A 19,204-nucleotide genomic window follows, 5' to 3' on the forward strand; every position below is an offset into this window, starting at 1 on the left:
TGGTGTTCCTGCATAAACTCCCTCACATGCTACGAATCGACAATCTCAGCAAACGCTACGGCGACTACCTCGTCTTCCAGGGCCTGACCCATACCTTCACGCCCGGCTGCGTGGCGCTATGCGAAGAAGACAGCACCGGCAAATCCAGCCTGCTGAACATCATCGCGGGCGTGATCGCGCCGGATAGCGGGGATGTGTGGATCGACGGTCACTCGATGCTCCATGCGCCGGCGCAGGCCAAGGGGCGTCTGGCTTATGTGCCGGATAACTGCTTGCTGTTTCCCGAGATGACGGGGCGCGGATTGCTGGAGAGGGTGGCGGCGGAGAAGAACGTGGCGCTGGATGAGGCCACGTTGGAGCTGGCCTATGACTTGGGGCTGGAGCCGCATCTGGACAAGCGCTTTGAGCAGATGTCGACGGGGACTAGGCGGAAGGTGTTTGTGACGGCAGCGGCGTTGGGGGATCCGGCGGTGGTGATTGCGGATGGACCTAGCAATGGTTTCGATGCTCGGGGTCGCGCGGTGTTGGCCGAGCTATTCATGGCGTGGGGCAGGGATCGCGTCGTGTTGTTTGCCAGCCATGATCCCGAACTGGTGCAGGCTTGCGAGGCGAGAACCGTCGATGTGGCGGCGCTGCGTTAGCCGCAACGATCTGTTTTCCGGCCATGCAATTGCCCTAGCCGCCACAACGCGACCACATTCCGCATGTCAGCCTTTACGTGGGAACCTCTCGATTTTCTCGATGTACTTGGCGTAGTCCCTGTCGAAGAGGACCACGCCATTTCGTATCGCTACACGTTGGATCAAGGCCCATTGCATCTGACCCTGACCATCTGGCCGATGCAGGGTGACGTTGACCTGGCGCTGCGCTGCCATGGTGTCAGCGAGCCAGTCATACATCTGAATCTTCTGGATTGTCCGGGCGCGCGGATCGTGGACGACAAGCGGGGGAAACATATCGAGTTCGCGGCAGCGAACTTGTTTGCTGGTCGGTACGACAATAGTCGCCCCACGCCATACGGATTTCGGCTTCGTGTTGAGCCCAGTTTTCAGGTCACGGCCTATAGCTACGATTGTTAGCGGGCAACCGGGACATTGTTGATGGATTACGAGACATTATCTGTAAACGAGCTAGTTGATCGCATTTCAGAGTTTCACACCAAGCCAGTCGCTGTCTTGGGGCTGCTGACATTCGATTTCGAAGACCAGTCGATCTCTCATTTCCCTAAAGCGGAGCAACGTGAGCTGGGCCACGGGTCTGGGCTGGCTCTCTATCCATCCAGCGTCTGGCTCGCGTTCGGCGGGACGGGCAGTCTCCGACCGAATGAACGTGTGCTTTCGCGATGGAACAGGAAGCGAGTAAGAGTCCTTGGAATTGCCCATGGCAGCCTGCACGCAGAGTCCGGCTACATGGGATGCGGACATATGGGAGGATGGCCTTGCGAGATCGATGTCTATTCGATAGAGCGCATGTAGTGCGGCTTGGACAATTCGCAATCGATTCGCCCACGCGGATGAGCTAGGGGAAAACTGCGCGGCATGAGGTGAAAACTTGGAGCCGAAGACTGGAGCTAGACCTGCTGGCGCGGGTCGGCCTCCATAAGGAAATACGGGCCTTCCGGACCGTCGGCTTCACTACGTACTCGCCACCCCTGAGACTGATAGAACCGCTTGGCACGCTCATTGGCTTTGAGGCATTTCAGTGTCGGCGCGCTGGAAAAGTACTTGTCGCAGCCTGCCAATAGCATCTTTCCTACCCCGAGCCCCTGAAACCGTGGATGAACAAATAGGTTGTGCAAGAAGCTGTCTTCCTGCCATACAGACGCAAAGCCGATGGGACGGTATGAATGCTCTGCCACCAGAATCCGCTCACCTGCAGTGCTCACATCAAAGTCTTCAAGCTTATGGCTGCCAATGGCAGCCCACGAGAAAGCGGCATCGCGGGACACGACAAATAACTGGCGCAGAGCGTCCCGGTCGGTTTCTACAAAATCTCGCACGATGACCTGCATGTTGTTGCCTTATTGCTAAGCACAAAGACGGAAGAAGCTGGCTCGCGTGGGTTCGCAGCACGGACAGCCGTTGTTGACGAAGGCCAAAAATTCGGCACAACGCAGCGCGCCGATATCGATTCAATAGCCGAGTGGCAGGAGCCGGCCTGCCTCTGAGGGTTCCGTGAACAGCAAGCCCACACTCAACGCGGCTTCCAATTCACCCCATCCCTGGATCGATACTCCGGCGTCCCAGTGCAACACCCTCCCGCTCCAAACGCCTGCCTTCCAATAAACGCGGTCACCACGCCCTTGCTCTCGGTCAGCGATTGCTGAACGCAGACGGTCGGCAGCAGAGACGAGTCGCCTTCCAGCACCAGCGTCCACTTCACGTTCTCGCCCGCGCCCGGTTCGACCTTGTACACCTTGCATTTATGCATCAGCAGATACACGGGCTGCCCCGCCAGCGTGCCCTTGAACTGCAACTCAGGCGGCGTGTCGCGCGTGGCGATGGTCTCGGCGTTGAGTTTCGATCCCGGCGGCGCGGGGTCCAGCGACGAGTCGTCGCAGCCGGCCAGTGCGATTGCGGCGCCCAAGCTGACGAGGTAAAGACAAGTCCGGCGCATCATGCCCCATGAACTCCCGTCAGGCCACGCCCGCGAAGCGTTGTTCGAGGTAGGCGATGATGTCATTGGACTCGTACATCCAGCGCGTGCCTTGCGCGTCGTCGATGCGCAGACACGGCACCTTCACCTTGCCGCCGCCCGCCAGCAGCCGCGCGCGCGCTTCGGGATCGCGCTTGGCGTCGTGCAGCGTGATGGGCACGTTCAGCCTGCGCATGGCGCGCCGCGTCTTGACGCAGAACGGGCAGGCGTGGAATTGATACAGCGACAGCTGGGCCGCTTCGGCGTTGACCTTGGCCTGGCCTTGCGCCGAGCGCTGTTGCGGGCGCGGCCGGGTCAGGGCGTCGCCCAGCAGGATGATTTGAGCCAGGCCGGCATGTATGGCTTTGACTAGCATGGAAAGGGACTCGATCGGGGAGACAGGGGATCAGTCTACTCTGTGCGGCGCTTGCCAATATTGCAGCTGTCGTCCGTCATCCTGTGTCATGTCACGTGCAGGACTCGAAGCTGGCGCGCGACGTTCAGTCTTCCACGAACCCCAGCTTGCGCAGCTCGGCAATCGCGCCCTGCTCTTGCTCGCGCCGCGCTTTCGGCGCGCCCAGCGAGGCGGTCAGCAGCATGGACTGCGTGTCCGATTCATCGAAACCGCGCAGCACGCTGTCCGTCACGGGAAACGCCCGCGCGAAGCCCTGGTCCAGCACCTGCTGCCCGCGATACCGGCCCTGCTTGTCCAGAATGACCTGCGTCTGCGGATCGCGCCGGATCAGGTGCAGCGGCACGCCCTCGCAACGCAGCCCCAGCAGCTTGGCCTCGCTGATGTCCAGCGCCCAGTCGGTCTCGGCATAGAACGCGGCGCGCGCCTGCGCGAATTGATCGAGGATGGCGGCGTCCGTGCAAAAGGCCTCAGGCACGAGGTTGAGATTGATCTTGCCGATCTTGCCGCGCAGCGTGACCCGGCGAAAGAACGAGGCCCACACCAGCAGGATGGGGTTGGTGGACAGGTCTTCGACCAGCACGTCCTCGAAGACGCAGGGCTTGATCATCGAGTTGATGGCGCTGCACTGGCTCAGGCGCAGGTTGCGCACGCGCGACATGCGCTTGGAATGCTTCACCATCGACAGCGCGCCGTTGTCGAAGGTGCAATCGCGCAGGTGCAGGTCGTGAAAGTGCGAACCGCCCTTGTCGTAGCTCATCAGGAAGGTCTGGCCTTCGATGGTCTCCATGCGTGTCTCCGGCGGGCTTGCGGTGCGCGCGGGCCAGGGGCGGTCAGCGCAGCAGCGCCAGGGCGTCCGCCAGCGACAGCACCGTGGTGCGCGATTCGAAGGCAGTGGCGAACAGGTGTTCATGCACCACCGCGTCCGGGTCGTAGCAGCAGTCCTTGACGCTATATAGCCGGTAGTCCGCGTCGCTGGCGTGCGCGATGGTGGACAGCATGACGCCGGTGGATGCGACGCCGACCAGGATCAGCGTGTCGATGCCTTGCGCCGACAGCCGCACTTGCAGGTCGGTGCCGTAGAACACGCTGGCGCGGTGGGCGATGATCAGCGGCTCGTCGTCGCGCTGCCCCAGCTCGGGCGAGATGCGGTCGTGCACGAACAGGCCCAGCTGCTTGATGCCCTGTCCGTTCTTGTTCAAGGGGCTGACTTCCGGATAGCCGGGGCTGAAGTGGATCTTGGCGAAGTAGACGGCCACGCCCGCGTGCCGCGCGGCGTCGCACAGCTGTCGGGTATTGGAGAGCAAGGCGGGGGCGACCGACGGGAACAGTTCCATGATGTCGGTCTGGTAATGCATGACCAGCAAGGCGGTACGTGATGGATCGAAAACCGGGGTCTGGGGGCTCATGCTCCGCTCCGCGACAGGAAGGACGGCCGACTGTAGCACGGTGTTTTGACGGGGTGGATGCAATGACGGGATGGGCATCGCGGGTGATGCCCATCCCGTCTTGCGTGTCGGCCGGCGCGGTACTGAACGGCCGCGCCGGCGATGCCGCTTACTGGCTGGCGTACTTCTTGCCGGCCGCGTCGTAGTGGTAGGTGACAGTGTCGGCCGCGCCGAGCTGGCGGGTCTTGCCCGGCCCGGTGATGGTGGTTCCGCTGACCTTGATGCTGATGCGGGGCATGTCGCTGCCGCCGTGCGCGGCGAAGCTCAGTTCGCCCTGGCTGCTGACGCAGGGCATGACGTCGCCGTCGGCGCAGGCCGCGCTGTTGTCGCTGCCGGTGTTGACGCTGCCCACGTAGGTCCAGACCTTGTCCTTGAGCTCGTCACGCGGTCCGGGGTTGAAGACGAACAGCGCGTAGCCGGTGAAGCTGGTGCCGTTGTCGAAGCCGTCGGTGGGCACGGCCAGCACCAGCTTGCCGGCCGGCGTGCGGTATTCGACGGGCTTGCGCTTGGGGTCGACGAACTCGGGCTTTTCGTAGGCGCCGAAGTTGCCGATGGTGTTTGTCATGCCGCGGAACTGCCAGGGCTTGTCGGGCGTGGAGCCGGTCAGCGTGTAGGTGGCTTCGGCCAGATTGACCTGGGTGTCGGGGCCGGCGTCGTCCTCGCCGGGCTTGCCGTAGCGCTCGCGGGTGTCCCAGGTGAAGCCGGTGAAGTAGCGCGTGCCGTTCAGGTCGAAGGAATGGCCGTACCAGTAGGTGGCGACACTGCCATTGGCGACTTCATACGAATCCTTGCCCTGGCCGTCGACCTGGTAGATCGATTGCATCACGGTGCGCACGTCGGGCGGCGCGACGGCGGCGGCCTGGGCGACGTCCTGCCGCGCCGCGTTGCTGACGGGTTCCAGGGCGTGGGCGGCCGGGCTGAAGGCGGCGGCCAGGGCCGACGCGGCCAGGCCCGCCATCGTGGTGCGCAGCAGCGCGGCGCGGGGGGTGAGGCGGGCTTTCCTTAACGTTTTCATGGATGGAGGATCTGCTCTTGGGCCTGCGTTGAGAGGCATGCGGCGGGCGGGTTCATGACGCCGGTGCCGGTTGCGCCGGCGGCATGCCGCGATATGCGACGCCATCTTAATGAGCCGTCGCGCTTCGCGTCGGACAACCATTTGCCAATTGTGTCCGTCTGCAATGGGGACAGCGGCCAGTTATAGCGCGTTGGCGCGCCGGCGTCCTGGTGGTGGCGGTTGGCCTGGTACGGGACGAGCGGGAGAGCCCGGTCACGGTGCCGCCGTAGAATGGCGGCTTCGCACTCGAAGCCCGTCGCGGGGATGCTGCGTGCGCAGTCCCTTGCGCCTGACGTTGCCTTGTCTGGTTTGCACGCGGCGGTTGAGTGATTCGCGCAGTGTCCGGTCCGGCGGCAAGACGCCGTGACACCGTGACGGCATTGCGCGCCATCCCGGAGGACCTGCTGGACATGTCTACCTCATTCCCCGCAAGCCTGGACGCCCTGCGCCAGTCGCTCGCCGAGACCGAGCTGCCCGGGACGGTCGTCGCTCATCTGGTCGCGCAGGCGCGTCCGGCGCTGGTGCTGGCCACCTCCGCCGCCGACGAGGCCGCGATTCCCCTGGGCGCGACCAAGATCGGCGGCAGCCCTGATCTGCCGCCGGGCATGGCCTGGCCGACGCGGCCTGCCTATCCGGATGCGGCACAGCGCGCGCAGGGGCATCGCCAGAATGCGGACCGCACGCTGGCGGATTCGAAGAAGAAGGGTTCGTGGATGACGCCCGCCCAGGGCAAGTTGTTCAGCGAGGAATACCGGCGGCGCGCGGACGCGGTGGAAACGGCGTTCCCGCTGTCCTTCCTGGGCCAGTTCAACCTGGCCGATCTGTCGACGCATGCGGGCTTCGACACCGCGCTGCCGAACGAAGGCCGGCTGCTGGTGTTCTACGACTTCCTGGAACAGGCCGAGGCCTTCTCGCCCGCCGCCTCGGTGGGCTGGCGCGTGTTGTGGGACGCGACGCCGGCGGCCGCGCTGGTGCGCGCATCGGTTCCGCAAGCGCTGTCGTCGATCTCCGATGAGGAATGGACCTGCGTGTTCCGCGCGGCGCCGGCCTCGGCCCAGACCGTCTACACGCCTATCCAGACCGACGACGCGTCCTGGGACGCCTTCGATCTGGACGACGAGGAAAGCTGCGACGCTTACGAAGACTGGCTGGAACAGTTCGGCACGCCAGACAGCGAAGAACGCGACAACCACCAGCTGGGCGGTTTTCCGCAGACGATACAGAGCGGCATGCAGGAAACCTGCCAGCTGGTCGCGAACGGCCTGTATTGCGGCACCAGCGAGGTCTGGCAGACCGAGCAGGCGCGCAAGCTGATGGCGTCCGCGCAGGAATGGCGGCTGGTGCTGCAGATCGGCGCGGATCCGAATGCAGGCATTCCGCAGCCGGGTGCCTATTACGTGACGATGCGCGAAGAGGACATCGCGGCGCGCCGGTTTGATCGGGCGCGGCTGACGTATCAGTGCGATTAGGTCGTTGCCCTCTCGTCCAGGATCACGCTGCGCGGTTGTAGCCACTGTCCGGGCGCGCGTTCGTGCGCGCCGGCCGGTTCCGTAATCCGGCAGGGGCCAGCGATTATCAGACGATGCGCCATGCGTCGCGGGTTGATGCTCCTACGCTGCCTACGTATATTCAACGTCGACCAAAGCGCATGCGCTCAGGCGCTGCTGCATGCCGAACTGGAGGCCAGACGATGAAGAAGCGCAACCTGTACTCGGAAATCGCCGAAGGTTTCGACGCGATGTCGAACGCGCGCGCGGGCAAGCACACGCTGCGCACGCACGAGGTGGAGCTCAAGCCCGCGCCAAGCCGAAAGCCCAGGCCGCGCTGCTGATCCGCCTGGTCGAGAAATTCCCCGACACGGTCGAGCGGCTGGCGGCAGTGTGACCCGTCGCTGATCGCCGGATTTTCCCCGGCCCGAACACGCGCGGTTCAACGGCCAAGGCCAGCCCGCGAGCCTGCGGGCGTCGGCAAATTCCCCCCTCTTTTCCCACCGGCTCGCGGTCACTCCGCCATCCGCCCACTTCACACGCCCTAATGCCAACTATTAGATTTGCTTAAACAAGCCGATATTTTTGACCACAAAGATAGGCATTCTTAGCATTTCTCATAGGAGACACCATGGGCGCGCTGAAAAACGATTCCGGACTCGATATCCGCATGCTGCGTATTTTCGCGGCGGTGGCCGGTGCCGACAGCCTGTCGGCGGCGGCCGAGGCGCTGGGCGTGACGCAGTCGGCGGTGTCGCAGACGATTTCGCAGATCGAGACCACGCTGGGCATGCGCGTGCTGGACCGCACGCGCCGGCCGTACCGGCTGACGCCGGCGGGCGTGACGTTGCAGCGGCAGTCGCGGCAGATCGTCGATGACGTGGACCGGCTGATCGCGCAGGTGCGCGAGGCCGACCTGATGAACCGGCCGGCGATCCGCATCGGCATGATCGATTCCTTCGCGGCCACGACCGGGCCGGCCATCGTCAAGCGGCTGACGCAGAGCGCGAGCCAGGTGCTGGTGTGGTCGGGGCTGGCCTACGGCCATGCGCAGGCGCTGCTGAACAGGCAGGTGGACATCATCGTCACCACGGACGCGCTGGAGGATGTGGATGGACTGGCGCGCCGCGCGATCCTGAACGAGCCCTTCGTGCTGGTGGCGCCGACGGCGCGCGCGGACGAATTCGCGCGCATGGATCTGCGGCAGCTGGCGCAGGCGGCGCCGTTCATCCGTTTCAGCCGCCGCTCGCATTTCGGCGCCATGATCGAGCGCCATATGCGCCGCGCCAACGTGACCGCGCCGCCGTTCCTGGAAATCGATACCAGCGACGTGGTGATGGCGATGATCGCGGCCAATCTGGGCTGGGCGCTGACCACGCCGCTGTGCCTGTTGCAGGGGCGTTCGTGGCTGGACCAGGTGGCGGTGCTGCCGCTGCCGGGACCGGGCCTGGCGCGCACGCTGCACCAGGTGTCGCGCCAGGGCGAGTTCGAGGAGATGGCGGACGCGTTCTGGCAGTACAGCCGAACCGCGCTGGAGACGGAGATCTTTCCGCAGATCAACGCGCGGCTGCCGTGGCTGGGACGGCAGATGCGCTTGTGTTGAAAGGCAGGGCCCACATCTGAAGCGTTGTGCGCCGCCCATCTGGGCGGCCCCTCAAGAGGGCATCACTACTGACTGAAAAAGCCGGCTCCGCGCGATCCCGATGACGCGCGTATCGCGGTGGGTGAAATCGGTGAATCAAGGCGGTCCCCGCGTCGCGCGCCTGAGGTGCGCACGCTGCCCCCGCGGGACCGTCGTCAGCCTTGGGGCGGCCAGACCATAACAACGCAAAGGGAGAAGGACATGCAGGAGACAAGACGGAGATTCATCCAGGGCGTGGCGCTGGGGGCGGCGGCGCTGTCGCTGCCGCTGACCGGCCGCGCCTGGGCGGCGGGCGCGCAGGCCGTGCGCTACGGCGGCTCGGCCTGGCTGGGCCATTACCCGGCCTGGCTGGCCATCCAGGCCGGCTATTTCAAGGCCGAGGGGCTGGACGTGGGCTGGGAATCGTTCGGCACCACGTCGGCGCGCGTCAGCGCCCTGCTGTCGGGCAATATCGACATGGCGGTCACGGCCGCGCCGGCGGCGCTGGCGGTGATGGCGCGCGGGTCGAAGCACTTCGCCATCATCGGCGTGCCGGAGAATTTCGGCCGCGTGGAAGGGCTGATCGTGCGCGATGGCGTCAAGACTTTGGCTGATTTGAAGGGCAAGAAGGTCGGCGTGACCTTCGCGTCCAGCGCGCATCTGCTGGTGCTGAACCTGCTGGATCAGGCCGGGTTGAAGGCGGATAAGGACGTGACCGTGCTGAACGTGCCCGCGCCGGAAATGCCGGCCGCGTTCCAGTCCGGCCAGATCGATGCGGCGGCGGCCTGGACGCCGCAGTTCAACGCCATCAGCGCCATGCCGGGCGCGCGCGTGCTGGCGGATGACACGCAGTTCTCGCTCTACCGCGACTACGGCGTGACGCCGGGACCGGACGTGCTGGTGGCGCGCCGCGCCTTCCTGGAGAAAAACCCGGACGCGGTGAAGCGTTTCTTGAAGGCGTATTTCCGCGCCAATGAGCAGCTGCGCGCGCAGCCGGACAGCGCCGTGACCGCGCTGGTGGAGCTGACCAAGCTGGCGCCGGCGGATCAGCTGGCGATGGTGAAGGGCGCCGACTGGTACGGCGCGGCGGACCAGCGCGGTTTGCTGGATCCGGGCGGCAAGTACATCGACGGCCTGCAGAAGCTGGCCGAGATGATGGTGCGCTACGGCCAGATCGACAAGGCGCCGCCGGTGCGCGAGTGGATCGACCCGGCCTATCTGTAGGACGCGCGGCGCCGGCCTGGCGCCGCGTTGTTCGCGCACTTGAACCTTCAACGCCTGGAATGAACTGAATGATGAACGCCCCGACTCGCCAGCGGCGTCCGGATCTGATGCTGATCAGCAGCGTGTCCGTGATCGCGCTGCTGCTGTTCTGGGAGGCCGCGTGCCGCCTGCAATGGGTGGACCCGTTGTTCCTGCCTCCACCCTCTTCCGTCTACGCCCGCATGGCGGGCATGTGGGAACAGGGTTCCCTGATGTCCCACATCCTGGCGTCCGCGCGTCGCGTGATGGTGGGTTTCGCCGCCGCCACCGCGCTGGCGATCCCGCTGGGCATTTTCCTGGGCACGTCGCGGCGCGCCCGCGCGGCCTTCGATCCGATCCTGTCCTTTTTGCGGCCGCTGCCGTCGATGAGCTGGATTCCGCTGTCGCTGCTGTGGTTCGGCATCACCGAGACGCAGAAGTACAGCATCGTCTTCATGGGCACCTTCGCGCCCGCGCTGCTGTACGTGATCGAGGCCACGCGCAACATCGATCCGCTGCTGATCCGCGCCGCGCGCAACCTGGGCGCGAGCGGGCCGCAGGTGATGCGCCTGGTGATCCTGCCGGCCAGCCTGCCGCAGATCTTCAGCGGCTTCAAGGTGATCCTGGGGCTGTCCTGGACCTGCGTGATCTCCGCCGAGCTGGTGGCGGCGAAGGAAGGGCTGGGCTTCCTGATCATGAACGGCAAGGAGTTCTTCCAGACCGACACGGTGGTGCTGGGCATGGCGCTCATCAGCGTCACGGTGTTGATCACCGACGTGGTGTTCCGCGTCATCGAAAACAGGGTGCTGGCATGGTCGCGATGAATACGAAGGCCGATACGATGGCGAACGACACGATGATCTCGCTCGAAGGCATCTCCAAGTCCTTCGGTTCCTTCCATGCGCTGCAAGGCGTGGATCTGGAGGTCAAGCGCGGCGAGTTCCTGGTGGTGCTGGGTGCCTCGGGCTGCGGCAAGTCCACGCTGCTGAACCTGATCACCGGCTTCGAGCAGCCAAGCGCCGGCCGCATCGTGGTCAATGGCCGCGAGGTGCGCGACGTGGATCCGCATTGCGGCATGGTGTTCCAGCAGTACGCGCTGTTTCCCTGGCTGACGGTGGCCGAGAACGTGGCCTTCGGCCTGAAGCTCAAGGGCGTGCCGGCCGCCGAGCGCCGCGCCACCGCGCAGCAGTTCATCGAGATGGTGGGCCTGAAGGGCTTCGAGGACGCCTATCCCAAGGCGCTGTCCGGCGGCATGCGCCAGCGCGTGTCCATCGCGCGGGTGCTGGCCAACGATCCCGACGTGATCCTGCTGGACGAGCCCTTCGCGGCGCTGGACGCGATGACGCGGCAGGTGCTGCAGGAAGAGCTGACGCGCATCTACGAGCGCAGCGGCAAGACCATCATCTTCATCACGCACTCCATCGACGAGGCGCTGCTGTTGTCCAACCGCATGGTCATCATGAGCGCGCGGCCGGGCCGCGTGGCTTGCGATATTCCCAACGACCTGCCCTTTCCGCGCAATGCCGACGTGCAGCTGTCGCCGCGCTACATCGAGCTGAAATCGCAGATCTGGGGCATCGTGCAGAACGAAGTCATGCGCAGCCTGCAGGCGCGCGCCGACCAATGAGGCGCGCGGCGGCGCGCCGGCGAACGCTATTCCAACCGCAACACTGAACCCATCATCATGTCTCACCCCTCAGGGCAATCGCGGACTTTTCCTCACTACCAAAGCGGCTCGGGCTGGAACGCCATGCTGCCGGCGCGCGCGCCGCGCGTGGCCGCGCCGCCGCAATCGCGCTTCAGGCATGTGGTCATCGGCGCAGGCTATACCGGCCTGGCGGCCGCGCGCCGGCTGGCTGAATTGCAGCCGCGGGAACCCATCCTGGTGCTGGACGCCAGCAGCGCCGGCGAAGGCTCGGCCGGACGCAACTCGGGCTTCCTGATCAACCTGCCCCACAACACGCGCATGAGCGGGCATCACAGCCCGCTGCAGATCGCGCGCAAGCAGATCGCCATGTACCAGGCCGGGCTGGACTGGCTGGCGCAACTGTCGCAACAGGGCGGCTTCGATTGCGGCTGGGACCTGGCCGGCAAGTACCATGCCGCCGCCACCGAGGGAGGCAGCCGGAATCTGCGCGCATCGCTGGCGCAGTATCGCGACTGGGGCGTGGCGTACTCCGAGCTGGACCGCGACGCGATGCGCGAGCAGCTGGGCACGGACTACTACCAGTTCGGCTACCACTCGATGAACAACGTCTTCGTGCAGCCCGCCGCGCTGATTCGCGGACTGGCCGACACGCTGCCGGACAACGTCTGGCTGATGGAGAACAATCCGGTCGAATCGGTGGATGGCGGCGGTCCCTACATCGTGCGCACGCGCAATGGCCAGTTCAGCGCCGACAACGTGATCCTGGCCAACAATGCCTTCGCGCGGCGGCTGGGTTTCCTGCGCAGCCGGCTGGTCACCATCTACACCTACGCGGGCGTGACGCCGGTGCTGGACGCGGCGCAGCAGGCGCTGCTGGGCCAGCGCGACCAGTGGGGCGTCATTCCCGCCAACCGCCTGGGCACCACGCTGCGCCGCATCCGTGGCGGCAGGTTCATGGTGCGCAGCGCCTATTCCTACGAGGCCGAGCAACCGCTGGAGCGCATGGCCGGACAGCTGCGCGCGTCGTTCCAGCGCCGCTATCCGCAACTGGCCGCGCATGATTTCGAATATGTGTGGAGCGGTTCCACCGCCCTGACCGGCAACGGCGCGTCCTTCGTCGGCGAGGTCCGGCCCGGGCTTTACGCCGCCGTTGGCTGCAATGGCGCGGGCGTCATCAAGGGCACGATCCACGGCCGCCTGCTGGCCGAGCGCATCGCCGGCCAGCGCAGCGCCATGCTGGATGACCTGGAAGCCTTCGAGAAACCGAACTGGCTGCCGCCCGATCCGCTGCGGCGCATCGGGGTGCTGACGGCGATTGCCTGTCAGGTGAGGAAGGCGGGGCTGGAGAAGTAGGGGCGCGGCGGGGTCAATCAGGCGAGACCAGGCCAGCCCGACCCCGGCGTCATGCCGGAACCAGCGTGCGCAGCTTGCGCAGCTCCGGGAACCACCACATCCACAACCCGGCCACCGCCACGGTGCCCAGTCCGCCGATCACCACGGCCGGCACCGCGCCGACCAGCGCGGCCATCACGCCGGACTCGAATTCGCCGAGCTGGTTGGACGCGCTGACGAACAGCGTGTTGACGGCGCTGACGCGGCCCAGCATGTGGTCGGGCGTGTTCAGCTGCACCAGCGACGAGCGCAGCACCACGCTGACGGCGTCGGCCGCGCCCAGCACGACCAGCGCGGCGATCGACAGCGGGATGGAGGTGGACAGCCCGAACACCGTGGTGGCCAGTCCGAACACCATCAGCGCGCTGAACAGCAGGCGGCCGACCTGGTTGCCCAGGCTCAGCCGCGCCAGGGTCAGCGACATCAGCATGGCGCCGCAGGCGGGCGCGGCGCGCAGCGCGCCCAGCGCCCAGGGGCCGGCCTGCAGGATGTCCTTGGCGTAGATGGGCAGCAGCGCGACGGCGCCGCCCAGCAGCACGGCGAACAGGTCCAGCGACAGCGTGCCCAGCAGCAGCCGGCGCTGGAAGATGAAGGTGATGCCGGCGAACAGCGTGTGCCAGGTGGTCGGCTCCTTGCGCGGCGGCGTCCTGTCGATCTTCATGCTGGCGACGGCGGCGAAGGCGGTCAGGTACAGCGCGGCGGCCACGCAGTAGATCCAGCCCGCGCCCAGGCCGTAGCCCACGCCGCCCAGCGCCGGCCCGGCGATCTGCGCGATCTGCCCGCCCGACGAGGACAGGGCCGTGGCGCGCGGCAGCCATTCGCGCGGCACCACGGCGGGGATCAGCGTGGACAGCGTGGGCGCCTCGAAGGCGCGCGCCGAGCTCATGATGATGAGCGTGGCGTAGATCAGCGGCTTGTCGCCCAGGCCGTGCAGCGCGGCGACCGCCAGCATCAGCGTGGCCAGCACTTCCACCGCCATGCAGATGGCCACGATCTTGCGGCGGTCGTATCGGTCGGCCACGTGGCCCACCACCAGCGTCAGCGCCGCCATCGGCAGGAACTGAGCCAGCCCGATCAGGCCCAGGTCCAGCGCGCTGCCGGACAGTTCGTAGATCTGCCAGCCCACGGCGACCGAGACGATCTGGAAGGCCAGCGACGCGCTCACGCGCGCGAAGAGGAAATGCAGGAAGGCGGGGCGTCCTAACGGACTGGGACCGGAGGTGTCTGGGGCAGGCATGGCGGGTCGCGCGGCGCGGGCGAAAGCTTCCGATTCTAGGCGCGGCGGGCTGACGGCGAGCTAAAGGGGGCGGACCAGCGGCCGCGCCGTCCTAGCGTTCGTCCAGCAGCGACACCCTGCCCGTCGCCACCGCCAGCACCGCCGCCGCCGAGCGCGCATTGGCGATGCTGTCGGCGTAGGCGTTCTGCGCGACCAGCATCTGGCTCTGCGCCAGCGTGGCGTCGGTCAGCGAGCCCACGCCGTTGCGATAGGCGGCGGACGCGGCGTCGTAGGTGACGCGCGCGGCTTTCAGCAGCGCGACGGCGGCCTCGTTCGCGGCGATGCCCGAGCGCAGCGCATTGCGGGCGGCGACGATCTGGCGCGTGGCGTCCTGTTTGGCGCGGGTCAGGCGTTCGCCGGCGCTGGCGGCGTCGTTGCGCGCCTGCATCCGCGCCGCCGCGCGCAGGCCGCCGTCGTACAGCGGCAGCGTCACGCCCAGGAAGACGCTGGAGCCGGAACGGCTGCCGTCCAGGTTGACGGTGCCGGCCTGCTGGCCGATGGCGGGCACGGCGGTGATGGACGAGCGCCCCGAGGTGTGTGAGGTCGACGCGGACAGGAAGACCTTGGGCAGGAAGTCCGAGTCCGCCGCGCGCGCCTTGGCCTGTTCGGCCTGCTCGGCCGCATAGGCGGCCAGCACGTCGGGCCGGCGCGCCAGCGCGTCGGTGATGATCTGTTCGACCGGCTGCGCCAGCGCGGGCGACAGCGCGTGATCGGGCAGCGCGGCGATGCGCGGCTGCGCCAGCGGCGAGATGCCCATGGCGGTGATCAGCGCCAGATAAGCGTCCTGTTCGGCTCCGTCGGCGGTGACAGTGGCCAGCCGGGCCTGTTCGCGGTTCTGGGTCGCCTGCGCCACCTCGACCACGGTGCCCTGGCCTTGCCGGTAGCGCGCGTTGGCGGCATCGAGCAGGGTGCCGGCATTGACCAGGCCCTGCCGCGCGTTGACGGTGCGCGCGCGCGCCGCGATATAGCCGTGGTAGGCGACGCTGACCTCCTGGACCAGCTGCTGGTGCACGGCGGTCAGGGCGACGTTGCCGGCGATGGTCGCCTGTTCGGCGGCCTGCACGCGCGCCTGCCGGCCGCCGAAGTCGAACAGCAGCCATTGCAGCGAGAGCACGCCCACGGTGCCGTGCGTGCTGCTGTTGCTGGAGGAGTCTCCCAGGCCGATGTTGCTGGAGCCGTTGCTGTGGCGCCAGCCCGTCATGGCGGTGGCGGCCAGCTGCGGCAGGTAGACGCTCTTGACCATGCCGGTGGCCAGCGCGGCGTTGCGCGCCGCGTTCCAGGCGATGCGGGTGCGCGGATTGGACGATTGCGCCAGGTCGATGAGTTCGGCCAAGGTGTATTCGTGGCCGGGATCGATGGCGTTGTCTTGCGGCACCGCGCCGGCGGCGGCGTTGGCCGGCAGCACGTAGCGCGCGTCGGGGCTGTCGGGCCGGGCCGGGCCGGAGACGATGGCGCCGCTGGCGTCGACGGGTGGCGTCCAGGGCCGGTCGGCGCGCGGTGGGGCCAGGTCCAGCGACGAGGTGGCGCAGCCGGCCAGGCTCAACAGCAGGGCCGGCCAGGACAGGCGCGGCAGCGGGATTGGCCAGGATGGGCGGACGGACAGGCTCGGCATCTTAGGCAGGGGCATGGGCCGGGGCTTCCTGGGTGGGTTCGGTGGACGGGCCGGCGACGGCGCGCGCGGCCCGGGCGTCCATCAGCTGAAGCAAGGCGGGCAGCGCCGCGTCGCCCCGCGCGGCCGGCAGGGGGGGCGATGGCGGACTGGCCAGGCCCGCGCCGTCGATCCGCGCCAGCAGCGCGGCATCGCCTGGCGCGCGGCCGGCGGCCAGGACCAGCGGCGCGGCCGTGGCGGACAGCGCCGCCAGTGTGTCGCGGCGGGCATCCTGCCAGGCTTGCGGCGGTCGCAGCCATGCGGGTTCATAGGCGGTCAGCGAGAGCTGTCGCTGCGCGTCGCGGCCGGCGGCCAGCGCCTCGGCGGCCAGGGCATGGCGCGCCGCGCCGCCGGCCGCGACCGCGCGCCATTGCGCGCGCAGGGCCGTCATGGCGCGGTCGACGCTGGCGGCGATGCTGACCGGCCAGACGCGCGTGAAGATCAGGTAGACCACCATGTTGCCCAGCAGGATGCCGATGGTCCGGTCGCGGGCGATGGTCAGGTCGAAGCCCGGGCCGGCGCCCTGGATGACGCACAGGAAGAAGGCGAAGGCGATCTGGAAGCCCGCGTAGGCGATGGCCGGCGGGCCCACCGCGATCCAGGCCGACAGCGCGGCGGCGATGGACACCAGCGCCAGCAGCGAGGCGATGGAGTCCATGTGCGGCACGATGAACACGATGGCGGCCGTGCCCGCCAGCGCGCCGATCACGCAGCCGGCCAGGCGCAGGCGCAGCTTCTGCACGGTCTCGCCGGCGCTGCCCAGCGACACGATGTAGCAGGTGATGACGCAGGTGTGGATGCCGGGCCAGTCGAGCAGCGTGTACAGCAGGTAGCAGAACATCGCCGCGCCGGTGGTCTTGAGCGCGTAGGCGATGTGTTCGGGATTGGTGCCGGCGTCGGGCAGGAAGAAGCCGCCGCGCTTGGGCGCGGTCGGCGCGGTGGACGCATCCGTGGGGGGCGACCCTGCGGCAGGCGCCCCTGCGGCGGGCGACCCCGCGGCAGACGCATCGGAGACGCCGGTTGCTCCAGCGGGCGCATCCGGCGATTCCGCGTAGCGCATGATGGCGTCGTGCATTTCATCGAGGGCGGCGCGCGCGGCCGGGGGCAGCGTGACCGACGGCAACGCCAGGTCGATCTCGACGGGATAGCCGCCCTGTTCGTGCATGGCCGCCATGTCCGCCAGCGTGCCGGCCAATGACCGCGCCAGCGCGTCGGGCAGGCCGGTGCCGCCCTCGCCGCGCAGCACATCCACGGCGCCCAGAATGGCGATGCTGGAGACGGCGGCCTGGCGCAGCGCGGCCACGTCGGCGCGGCTTGAACTGCCTTCCAGCGCGGACAGCTTCAGCCAGGTCAGGATCTGCTTGTTGCCTTCGCGCAAGGTCAGGGCGAAGGCGGGGGTGCTGTCCGCACTGCCGCTCAGCCGTTCGGCAGCGAGCCTCAGCCGGCGCGCCAGCCGATCACAGGCGAGGCGCCGTGGCGAAGGCGCCAGCAGCAGGCCGGCGACGATGGCCGCGCCGGCCGGGATGGCCACCAGCAGCCACGCATACAGCAGCATGCGGGTGCTGGCCTCGCCGATCGGCACGCGGCCCATCTGGTCCAGCCCGAAGCCGACAATCATCGCCAGGATGGCGCCGATGGGCCGCAGCTTGCTGGCGGAGGCCAGGAACAGGAAGCCCGCCGACAGCAGCGCCATGGCCGAGACGCGCAGGATGGGATAGTCGATGCTGGCGGTGGTGACCAGCAGGATCACGCCCAGGATCACCGAGACCAGCAGCAGCATCATGGCGGGCAGGATGGCGCTGAGCACGCGGTCCGGGCGGATCAGGAAGAAGGCGATGTAGACCGACAGCGCCGCTTCCGGCGTGCCGTAGGCGCTGGCGACCAGCGCGGTCAGCGCGCAGATGACGGTCAGGCGCAGCGTCATCTCGCCGCGTCCGGGGAACGGCGCCAGCAGCCGCGCCAGATCGCCCGGGCGCGGGAAGCCGGGCCTAGCGGCAGGCCGGTCCATGGCGGATCTCGACCACGGCGCTGGCGCCCATGCGCACCAGCTGCGCCGGCGGCTCCTCGAGTTCGACGCGGACCGGGAAGCGCTGCGCCACCCGCACCCAGTTCACCGAGCGCTGCACCAGCGGCAGCGAATGCGGCAGGTTGACGCGGTCGCCGTCGAGCACGCCGGCGCCGATGCCCACGACCTTGCCGCGCATGGCCTGCCCTCGGTCGATCATGGAGTAGACCGTGGCGCAGTCGCCGATGGCGATCTGCGCCAGATCGGTTTCGCGGAAGTTGGCGACGGCGAACCATTCATCCGACGCCACCAGCGTGAACAGGGACTGGCTGGGCGCGACGGTCTCGCCGGTCAGCACCGACAGCCCGGTCACGTAGCCGTCGTGGGGGGCGCGCACCACGGTTTGTTCCAGCGAGTGGCGGGCGCGCGCCAGGGCGGCCTCGCGGGCCTGCACGGCGGCCTGCGCCTCGGCCTCGTCGCCGATGGTGCTGGCGGCGGCCGCCTGCTGTTGCTGGGCCTGTTTCAGCGATACCTCGGCGTCGCGCAGCGTGACCTGGGACTGGTCGTATTGCTGCGTCGGGATGTAGCCCTGCGCCGCCAGCGGCGCCAGCCGCTTGACGGTGCGCGCGGCCAGCGCGTGGTTGGCCTCGGCGCGGCGCAGCTGTTCGTCGGCGATGGCGGAATTGGCGCGTTCCGAGATCAGCATGCGGCGGCGCGATTCCAGCGAGGCGCGCGCCATGGCGAGGTCGGCCTCGGCCTGCTGCACGGTCAGGCGGTAGGGTTCGGGGTCGATCTCCAGCAGCACATCGCCCTTGGCGACGCGCTGGTTCTCCTTGACCGGCAGGCCGACCAGGCGGCCACCGACGGGCGTGGCGATGTGGACCAGGTCGGCGTCGATGCCGGCGCTGTCGGTGGCGGGGTAGTTCGCGCTGCGGTGCCAGGCGTAGGCCAGGGCGGCCACGCCCAGCGCGATGATGGCCAGCGCGATCAGGCGGCCGAGGGCGGGAGTCTTGCGCGTGCCGGCGAGTTTCATGGGGTCACCTCGTCGCCAGCGTCCAGAACAGGACGGCCACGACCATGCCGATGGCGCAGCACACGGACAGTTGCAGGGGCAGCTTGCCGTTCCAGGCCTTGGCCACGAACAGCCGGTGCGCGACCAGGGCCGCGACGATGCCGATCAGGCCCGCCAGCAGCCAGCGGGGAAAGTAGGCGCCGAAGATCACATAGGACGGCGCGCCGCCGGGGCCGCAGCCTTGCAGGACCAGGAGAGCCGCCGTGACGGCGGCGGCTCGGAAAAGAGGCAGTGATTTCGGCATGGCGTGTTGGCCGGATCGCCT

General features: G+C 67.7%; 20 protein-coding genes. 8 read left to right on the plus strand and 12 right to left on the minus strand.

The genetic code is table 11. The features are described from left to right. The first annotated feature begins 26 nt into the window (after positions 1-26). A complete protein-coding gene (locus tag ACEU5R_RS12075) occupies positions 27-641 on the plus strand; it encodes an ATP-binding cassette domain-containing protein (protein ID WP_392410356.1) in 615 nt (204 codons plus the stop codon). Positions 642-707: 66 nt separating this feature from the next. Here the strand turns inward: ACEU5R_RS12075 and ACEU5R_RS12080 are convergent, their stop codons facing one another. The 7 genes from ACEU5R_RS12080 to ACEU5R_RS12110 form a co-directional block, all read right to left on the minus strand. After that, entirely contained in the window at positions 708-899 is a 192-nt protein-coding gene (locus ACEU5R_RS12080) for a hypothetical protein (RefSeq protein ID WP_392410358.1), read from the minus strand. A gap of 671 nt (positions 900-1,570) precedes the next feature. Continuing rightward, positions 1,571-2,011, minus strand: coding sequence for a GNAT family N-acetyltransferase (locus ACEU5R_RS12085; RefSeq protein WP_392410359.1), 441 nt, complete (start codon positions 2,009-2,011; stop codon positions 1,571-1,573). 182 nt (positions 2,012-2,193) lie between these two features. Then, positions 2,194-2,619, minus strand: coding sequence for a hypothetical protein (locus tag ACEU5R_RS12090; RefSeq protein WP_392410361.1), 426 nt, complete (start codon positions 2,617-2,619; stop codon positions 2,194-2,196). A gap of 16 nt (positions 2,620-2,635) precedes the next feature. Then, positions 2,636-3,010 (minus strand): glutathione S-transferase N-terminal domain-containing protein, encoded by a 375-nt coding sequence (locus ACEU5R_RS12095; protein WP_103271901.1) that lies wholly within the window; start codon positions 3,008-3,010, stop codon positions 2,636-2,638. Positions 3,011-3,134: 124 nt separating this feature from the next. Next, complete coding sequence (locus ACEU5R_RS12100) at positions 3,135-3,836, minus strand: hypothetical protein (protein ID WP_392410364.1); 702 nt, start codon at positions 3,834-3,836, stop codon at positions 3,135-3,137. A 43-nt stretch (positions 3,837-3,879) separates the two neighbouring features. After that, entirely contained in the window at positions 3,880-4,455 is a 576-nt protein-coding gene (locus ACEU5R_RS12105; protein WP_392410367.1) for an isochorismatase family cysteine hydrolase, read from the minus strand. A gap of 148 nt (positions 4,456-4,603) precedes the next feature. Beyond that, positions 4,604-5,509: a hypothetical protein gene (locus ACEU5R_RS12110; RefSeq protein WP_392410369.1), complete on the minus strand. Its 906-nt coding sequence runs from the start codon at positions 5,507-5,509 to the stop codon at positions 4,604-4,606. A gap of 449 nt (positions 5,510-5,958) precedes the next feature. Between ACEU5R_RS12110 and ACEU5R_RS12115 the strand changes: the two genes are divergently transcribed. From ACEU5R_RS12115 to ACEU5R_RS12145, 7 genes are all read left to right on the plus strand, one after another. Further along, entirely contained in the window at positions 5,959-7,017 is a 1,059-nt protein-coding gene (locus ACEU5R_RS12115; protein WP_392410370.1) for a YwqG family protein, read from the plus strand. Positions 7,018-7,238: 221 nt separating this feature from the next. Next, positions 7,239-7,379, plus strand: coding sequence for a hypothetical protein (locus tag ACEU5R_RS12120; protein ID WP_392410372.1), 141 nt, complete (start codon positions 7,239-7,241; stop codon positions 7,377-7,379). A 287-nt stretch (positions 7,380-7,666) separates the two neighbouring features. After that, positions 7,667-8,638 carry a LysR family transcriptional regulator gene (locus ACEU5R_RS12125; RefSeq protein WP_392410374.1) on the plus strand — a complete coding sequence of 324 codons (972 nt, stop codon included), beginning with the start codon at positions 7,667-7,669 and terminating at the stop codon, positions 8,636-8,638. 240 nt (positions 8,639-8,878) lie between these two features. After that, complete coding sequence (locus ACEU5R_RS12130; RefSeq protein ID WP_103271908.1) at positions 8,879-9,880, plus strand: ABC transporter substrate-binding protein; 1,002 nt, start codon at positions 8,879-8,881, stop codon at positions 9,878-9,880. Between the two features lie 71 nt (positions 9,881-9,951). Continuing rightward, a complete protein-coding gene (locus ACEU5R_RS12135; protein WP_212321048.1) occupies positions 9,952-10,722 on the plus strand; it encodes an ABC transporter permease in 771 nt (256 codons plus the stop codon). Positions 10,723-10,754: 32 nt separating this feature from the next. Continuing rightward, positions 10,755-11,525: an ABC transporter ATP-binding protein gene (locus ACEU5R_RS12140; protein ID WP_103276268.1), complete on the plus strand. Its 771-nt coding sequence runs from the start codon at positions 10,755-10,757 to the stop codon at positions 11,523-11,525. 57 nt (positions 11,526-11,582) lie between these two features. After that, entirely contained in the window at positions 11,583-12,899 is a 1,317-nt protein-coding gene (locus ACEU5R_RS12145) for an NAD(P)/FAD-dependent oxidoreductase (RefSeq protein WP_392410377.1), read from the plus strand. A gap of 49 nt (positions 12,900-12,948) precedes the next feature. Here ACEU5R_RS12145 and ACEU5R_RS12150 read toward each other — a convergent pair whose 3' ends face one another. The 5 genes from ACEU5R_RS12150 to ACEU5R_RS12170 form a co-directional block, all read right to left on the minus strand. Beyond that, positions 12,949-14,175 (minus strand): MFS transporter, encoded by a 1,227-nt coding sequence (locus ACEU5R_RS12150; RefSeq protein WP_392410379.1) that lies wholly within the window; start codon positions 14,173-14,175, stop codon positions 12,949-12,951. Positions 14,176-14,266: 91 nt separating this feature from the next. Further along, on the minus strand, positions 14,267-15,826 hold the full coding sequence (locus tag ACEU5R_RS12155) for a TolC family protein (protein ID WP_369869780.1): 1,560 nt from the start codon (positions 15,824-15,826) through the stop codon (positions 14,267-14,269). Between the two features lies 1 nt (position 15,827). Next, positions 15,828-17,870, minus strand: a complete 2,043-nt coding sequence (locus tag ACEU5R_RS12160; protein ID WP_392410381.1) for an FUSC family protein — start codon at positions 17,868-17,870, stop codon at positions 15,828-15,830. After that, positions 17,851-18,900 carry a multidrug transporter subunit MdtN gene (mdtN, locus tag ACEU5R_RS12165; protein ID WP_103271915.1) on the minus strand — a complete coding sequence of 350 codons (1,050 nt, stop codon included), beginning with the start codon at positions 18,898-18,900 and terminating at the stop codon, positions 17,851-17,853. The genes ACEU5R_RS12160 and mdtN overlap by 20 nt, the downstream gene beginning before the upstream one ends. A gap of 4 nt (positions 18,901-18,904) precedes the next feature. Further along, positions 18,905-19,183, minus strand: a complete 279-nt coding sequence (locus ACEU5R_RS12170; protein WP_103271916.1) for a hypothetical protein — start codon at positions 19,181-19,183, stop codon at positions 18,905-18,907. Positions 19,184-19,204: the final 21 nt, after the last annotated feature.

It is taken from the genome of Achromobacter sp. 413638 (genome assembly GCF_043119405.1).
Lineage (GTDB): Bacteria > Pseudomonadota > Gammaproteobacteria > Burkholderiales > Burkholderiaceae_B > Achromobacter.

Bases quoted from the DNA above. Each gene is read 5' to 3' on its own strand.
- ACEU5R_RS12075 (WP_392410356.1), top strand. From the start codon at position 27: ATGCTACGAATCGACAATCTCAGCAAACGCTACGGCGACTACCTCGTC.
- ACEU5R_RS12080 (WP_392410358.1), bottom strand. From the start codon at position 899: ATGTATGACTGGCTCGCTGACACCATGGCAGCGCAGCGCCAGGTCAAC.
- ACEU5R_RS12085 (WP_392410359.1), bottom strand. From the start codon at position 2,011: ATGCAGGTCATCGTGCGAGATTTTGTAGAAACCGACCGGGACGCTCTG.
- ACEU5R_RS12090 (WP_392410361.1), bottom strand. From the start codon at position 2,619: ATGATGCGCCGGACTTGTCTTTACCTCGTCAGCTTGGGCGCCGCAATC.
- ACEU5R_RS12095 (WP_103271901.1), bottom strand. From the start codon at position 3,010: ATGCTAGTCAAAGCCATACATGCCGGCCTGGCTCAAATCATCCTGCTG.
- ACEU5R_RS12100 (WP_392410364.1), bottom strand. From the start codon at position 3,836: ATGGAGACCATCGAAGGCCAGACCTTCCTGATGAGCTACGACAAGGGC.
- ACEU5R_RS12105 (WP_392410367.1), bottom strand. From the start codon at position 4,455: ATGAGCCCCCAGACCCCGGTTTTCGATCCATCACGTACCGCCTTGCTG.
- ACEU5R_RS12110 (WP_392410369.1), bottom strand. From the start codon at position 5,509: ATGAAAACGTTAAGGAAAGCCCGCCTCACCCCCCGCGCCGCGCTGCTG.
- ACEU5R_RS12115 (WP_392410370.1), top strand. From the start codon at position 5,959: ATGTCTACCTCATTCCCCGCAAGCCTGGACGCCCTGCGCCAGTCGCTC.
- ACEU5R_RS12120 (WP_392410372.1), top strand. From the start codon at position 7,239: ATGAAGAAGCGCAACCTGTACTCGGAAATCGCCGAAGGTTTCGACGCG.
- ACEU5R_RS12125 (WP_392410374.1), top strand. From the start codon at position 7,667: ATGGGCGCGCTGAAAAACGATTCCGGACTCGATATCCGCATGCTGCGT.
- ACEU5R_RS12130 (WP_103271908.1), top strand. From the start codon at position 8,879: ATGCAGGAGACAAGACGGAGATTCATCCAGGGCGTGGCGCTGGGGGCG.
- ACEU5R_RS12135 (WP_212321048.1), top strand. From the start codon at position 9,952: ATGAACGCCCCGACTCGCCAGCGGCGTCCGGATCTGATGCTGATCAGC.
- ACEU5R_RS12140 (WP_103276268.1), top strand. From the start codon at position 10,755: ATGATCTCGCTCGAAGGCATCTCCAAGTCCTTCGGTTCCTTCCATGCG.
- ACEU5R_RS12145 (WP_392410377.1), top strand. From the start codon at position 11,583: ATGTCTCACCCCTCAGGGCAATCGCGGACTTTTCCTCACTACCAAAGC.
- ACEU5R_RS12150 (WP_392410379.1), bottom strand. From the start codon at position 14,175: ATGCCTGCCCCAGACACCTCCGGTCCCAGTCCGTTAGGACGCCCCGCC.
- ACEU5R_RS12155 (WP_369869780.1), bottom strand. From the start codon at position 15,826: ATGCCGAGCCTGTCCGTCCGCCCATCCTGGCCAATCCCGCTGCCGCGC.
- ACEU5R_RS12160 (WP_392410381.1), bottom strand. From the start codon at position 17,870: ATGGACCGGCCTGCCGCTAGGCCCGGCTTCCCGCGCCCGGGCGATCTG.
- mdtN (WP_103271915.1), bottom strand. From the start codon at position 18,900: ATGAAACTCGCCGGCACGCGCAAGACTCCCGCCCTCGGCCGCCTGATC.
- ACEU5R_RS12170 (WP_103271916.1), bottom strand. From the start codon at position 19,183: ATGCCGAAATCACTGCCTCTTTTCCGAGCCGCCGCCGTCACGGCGGCT.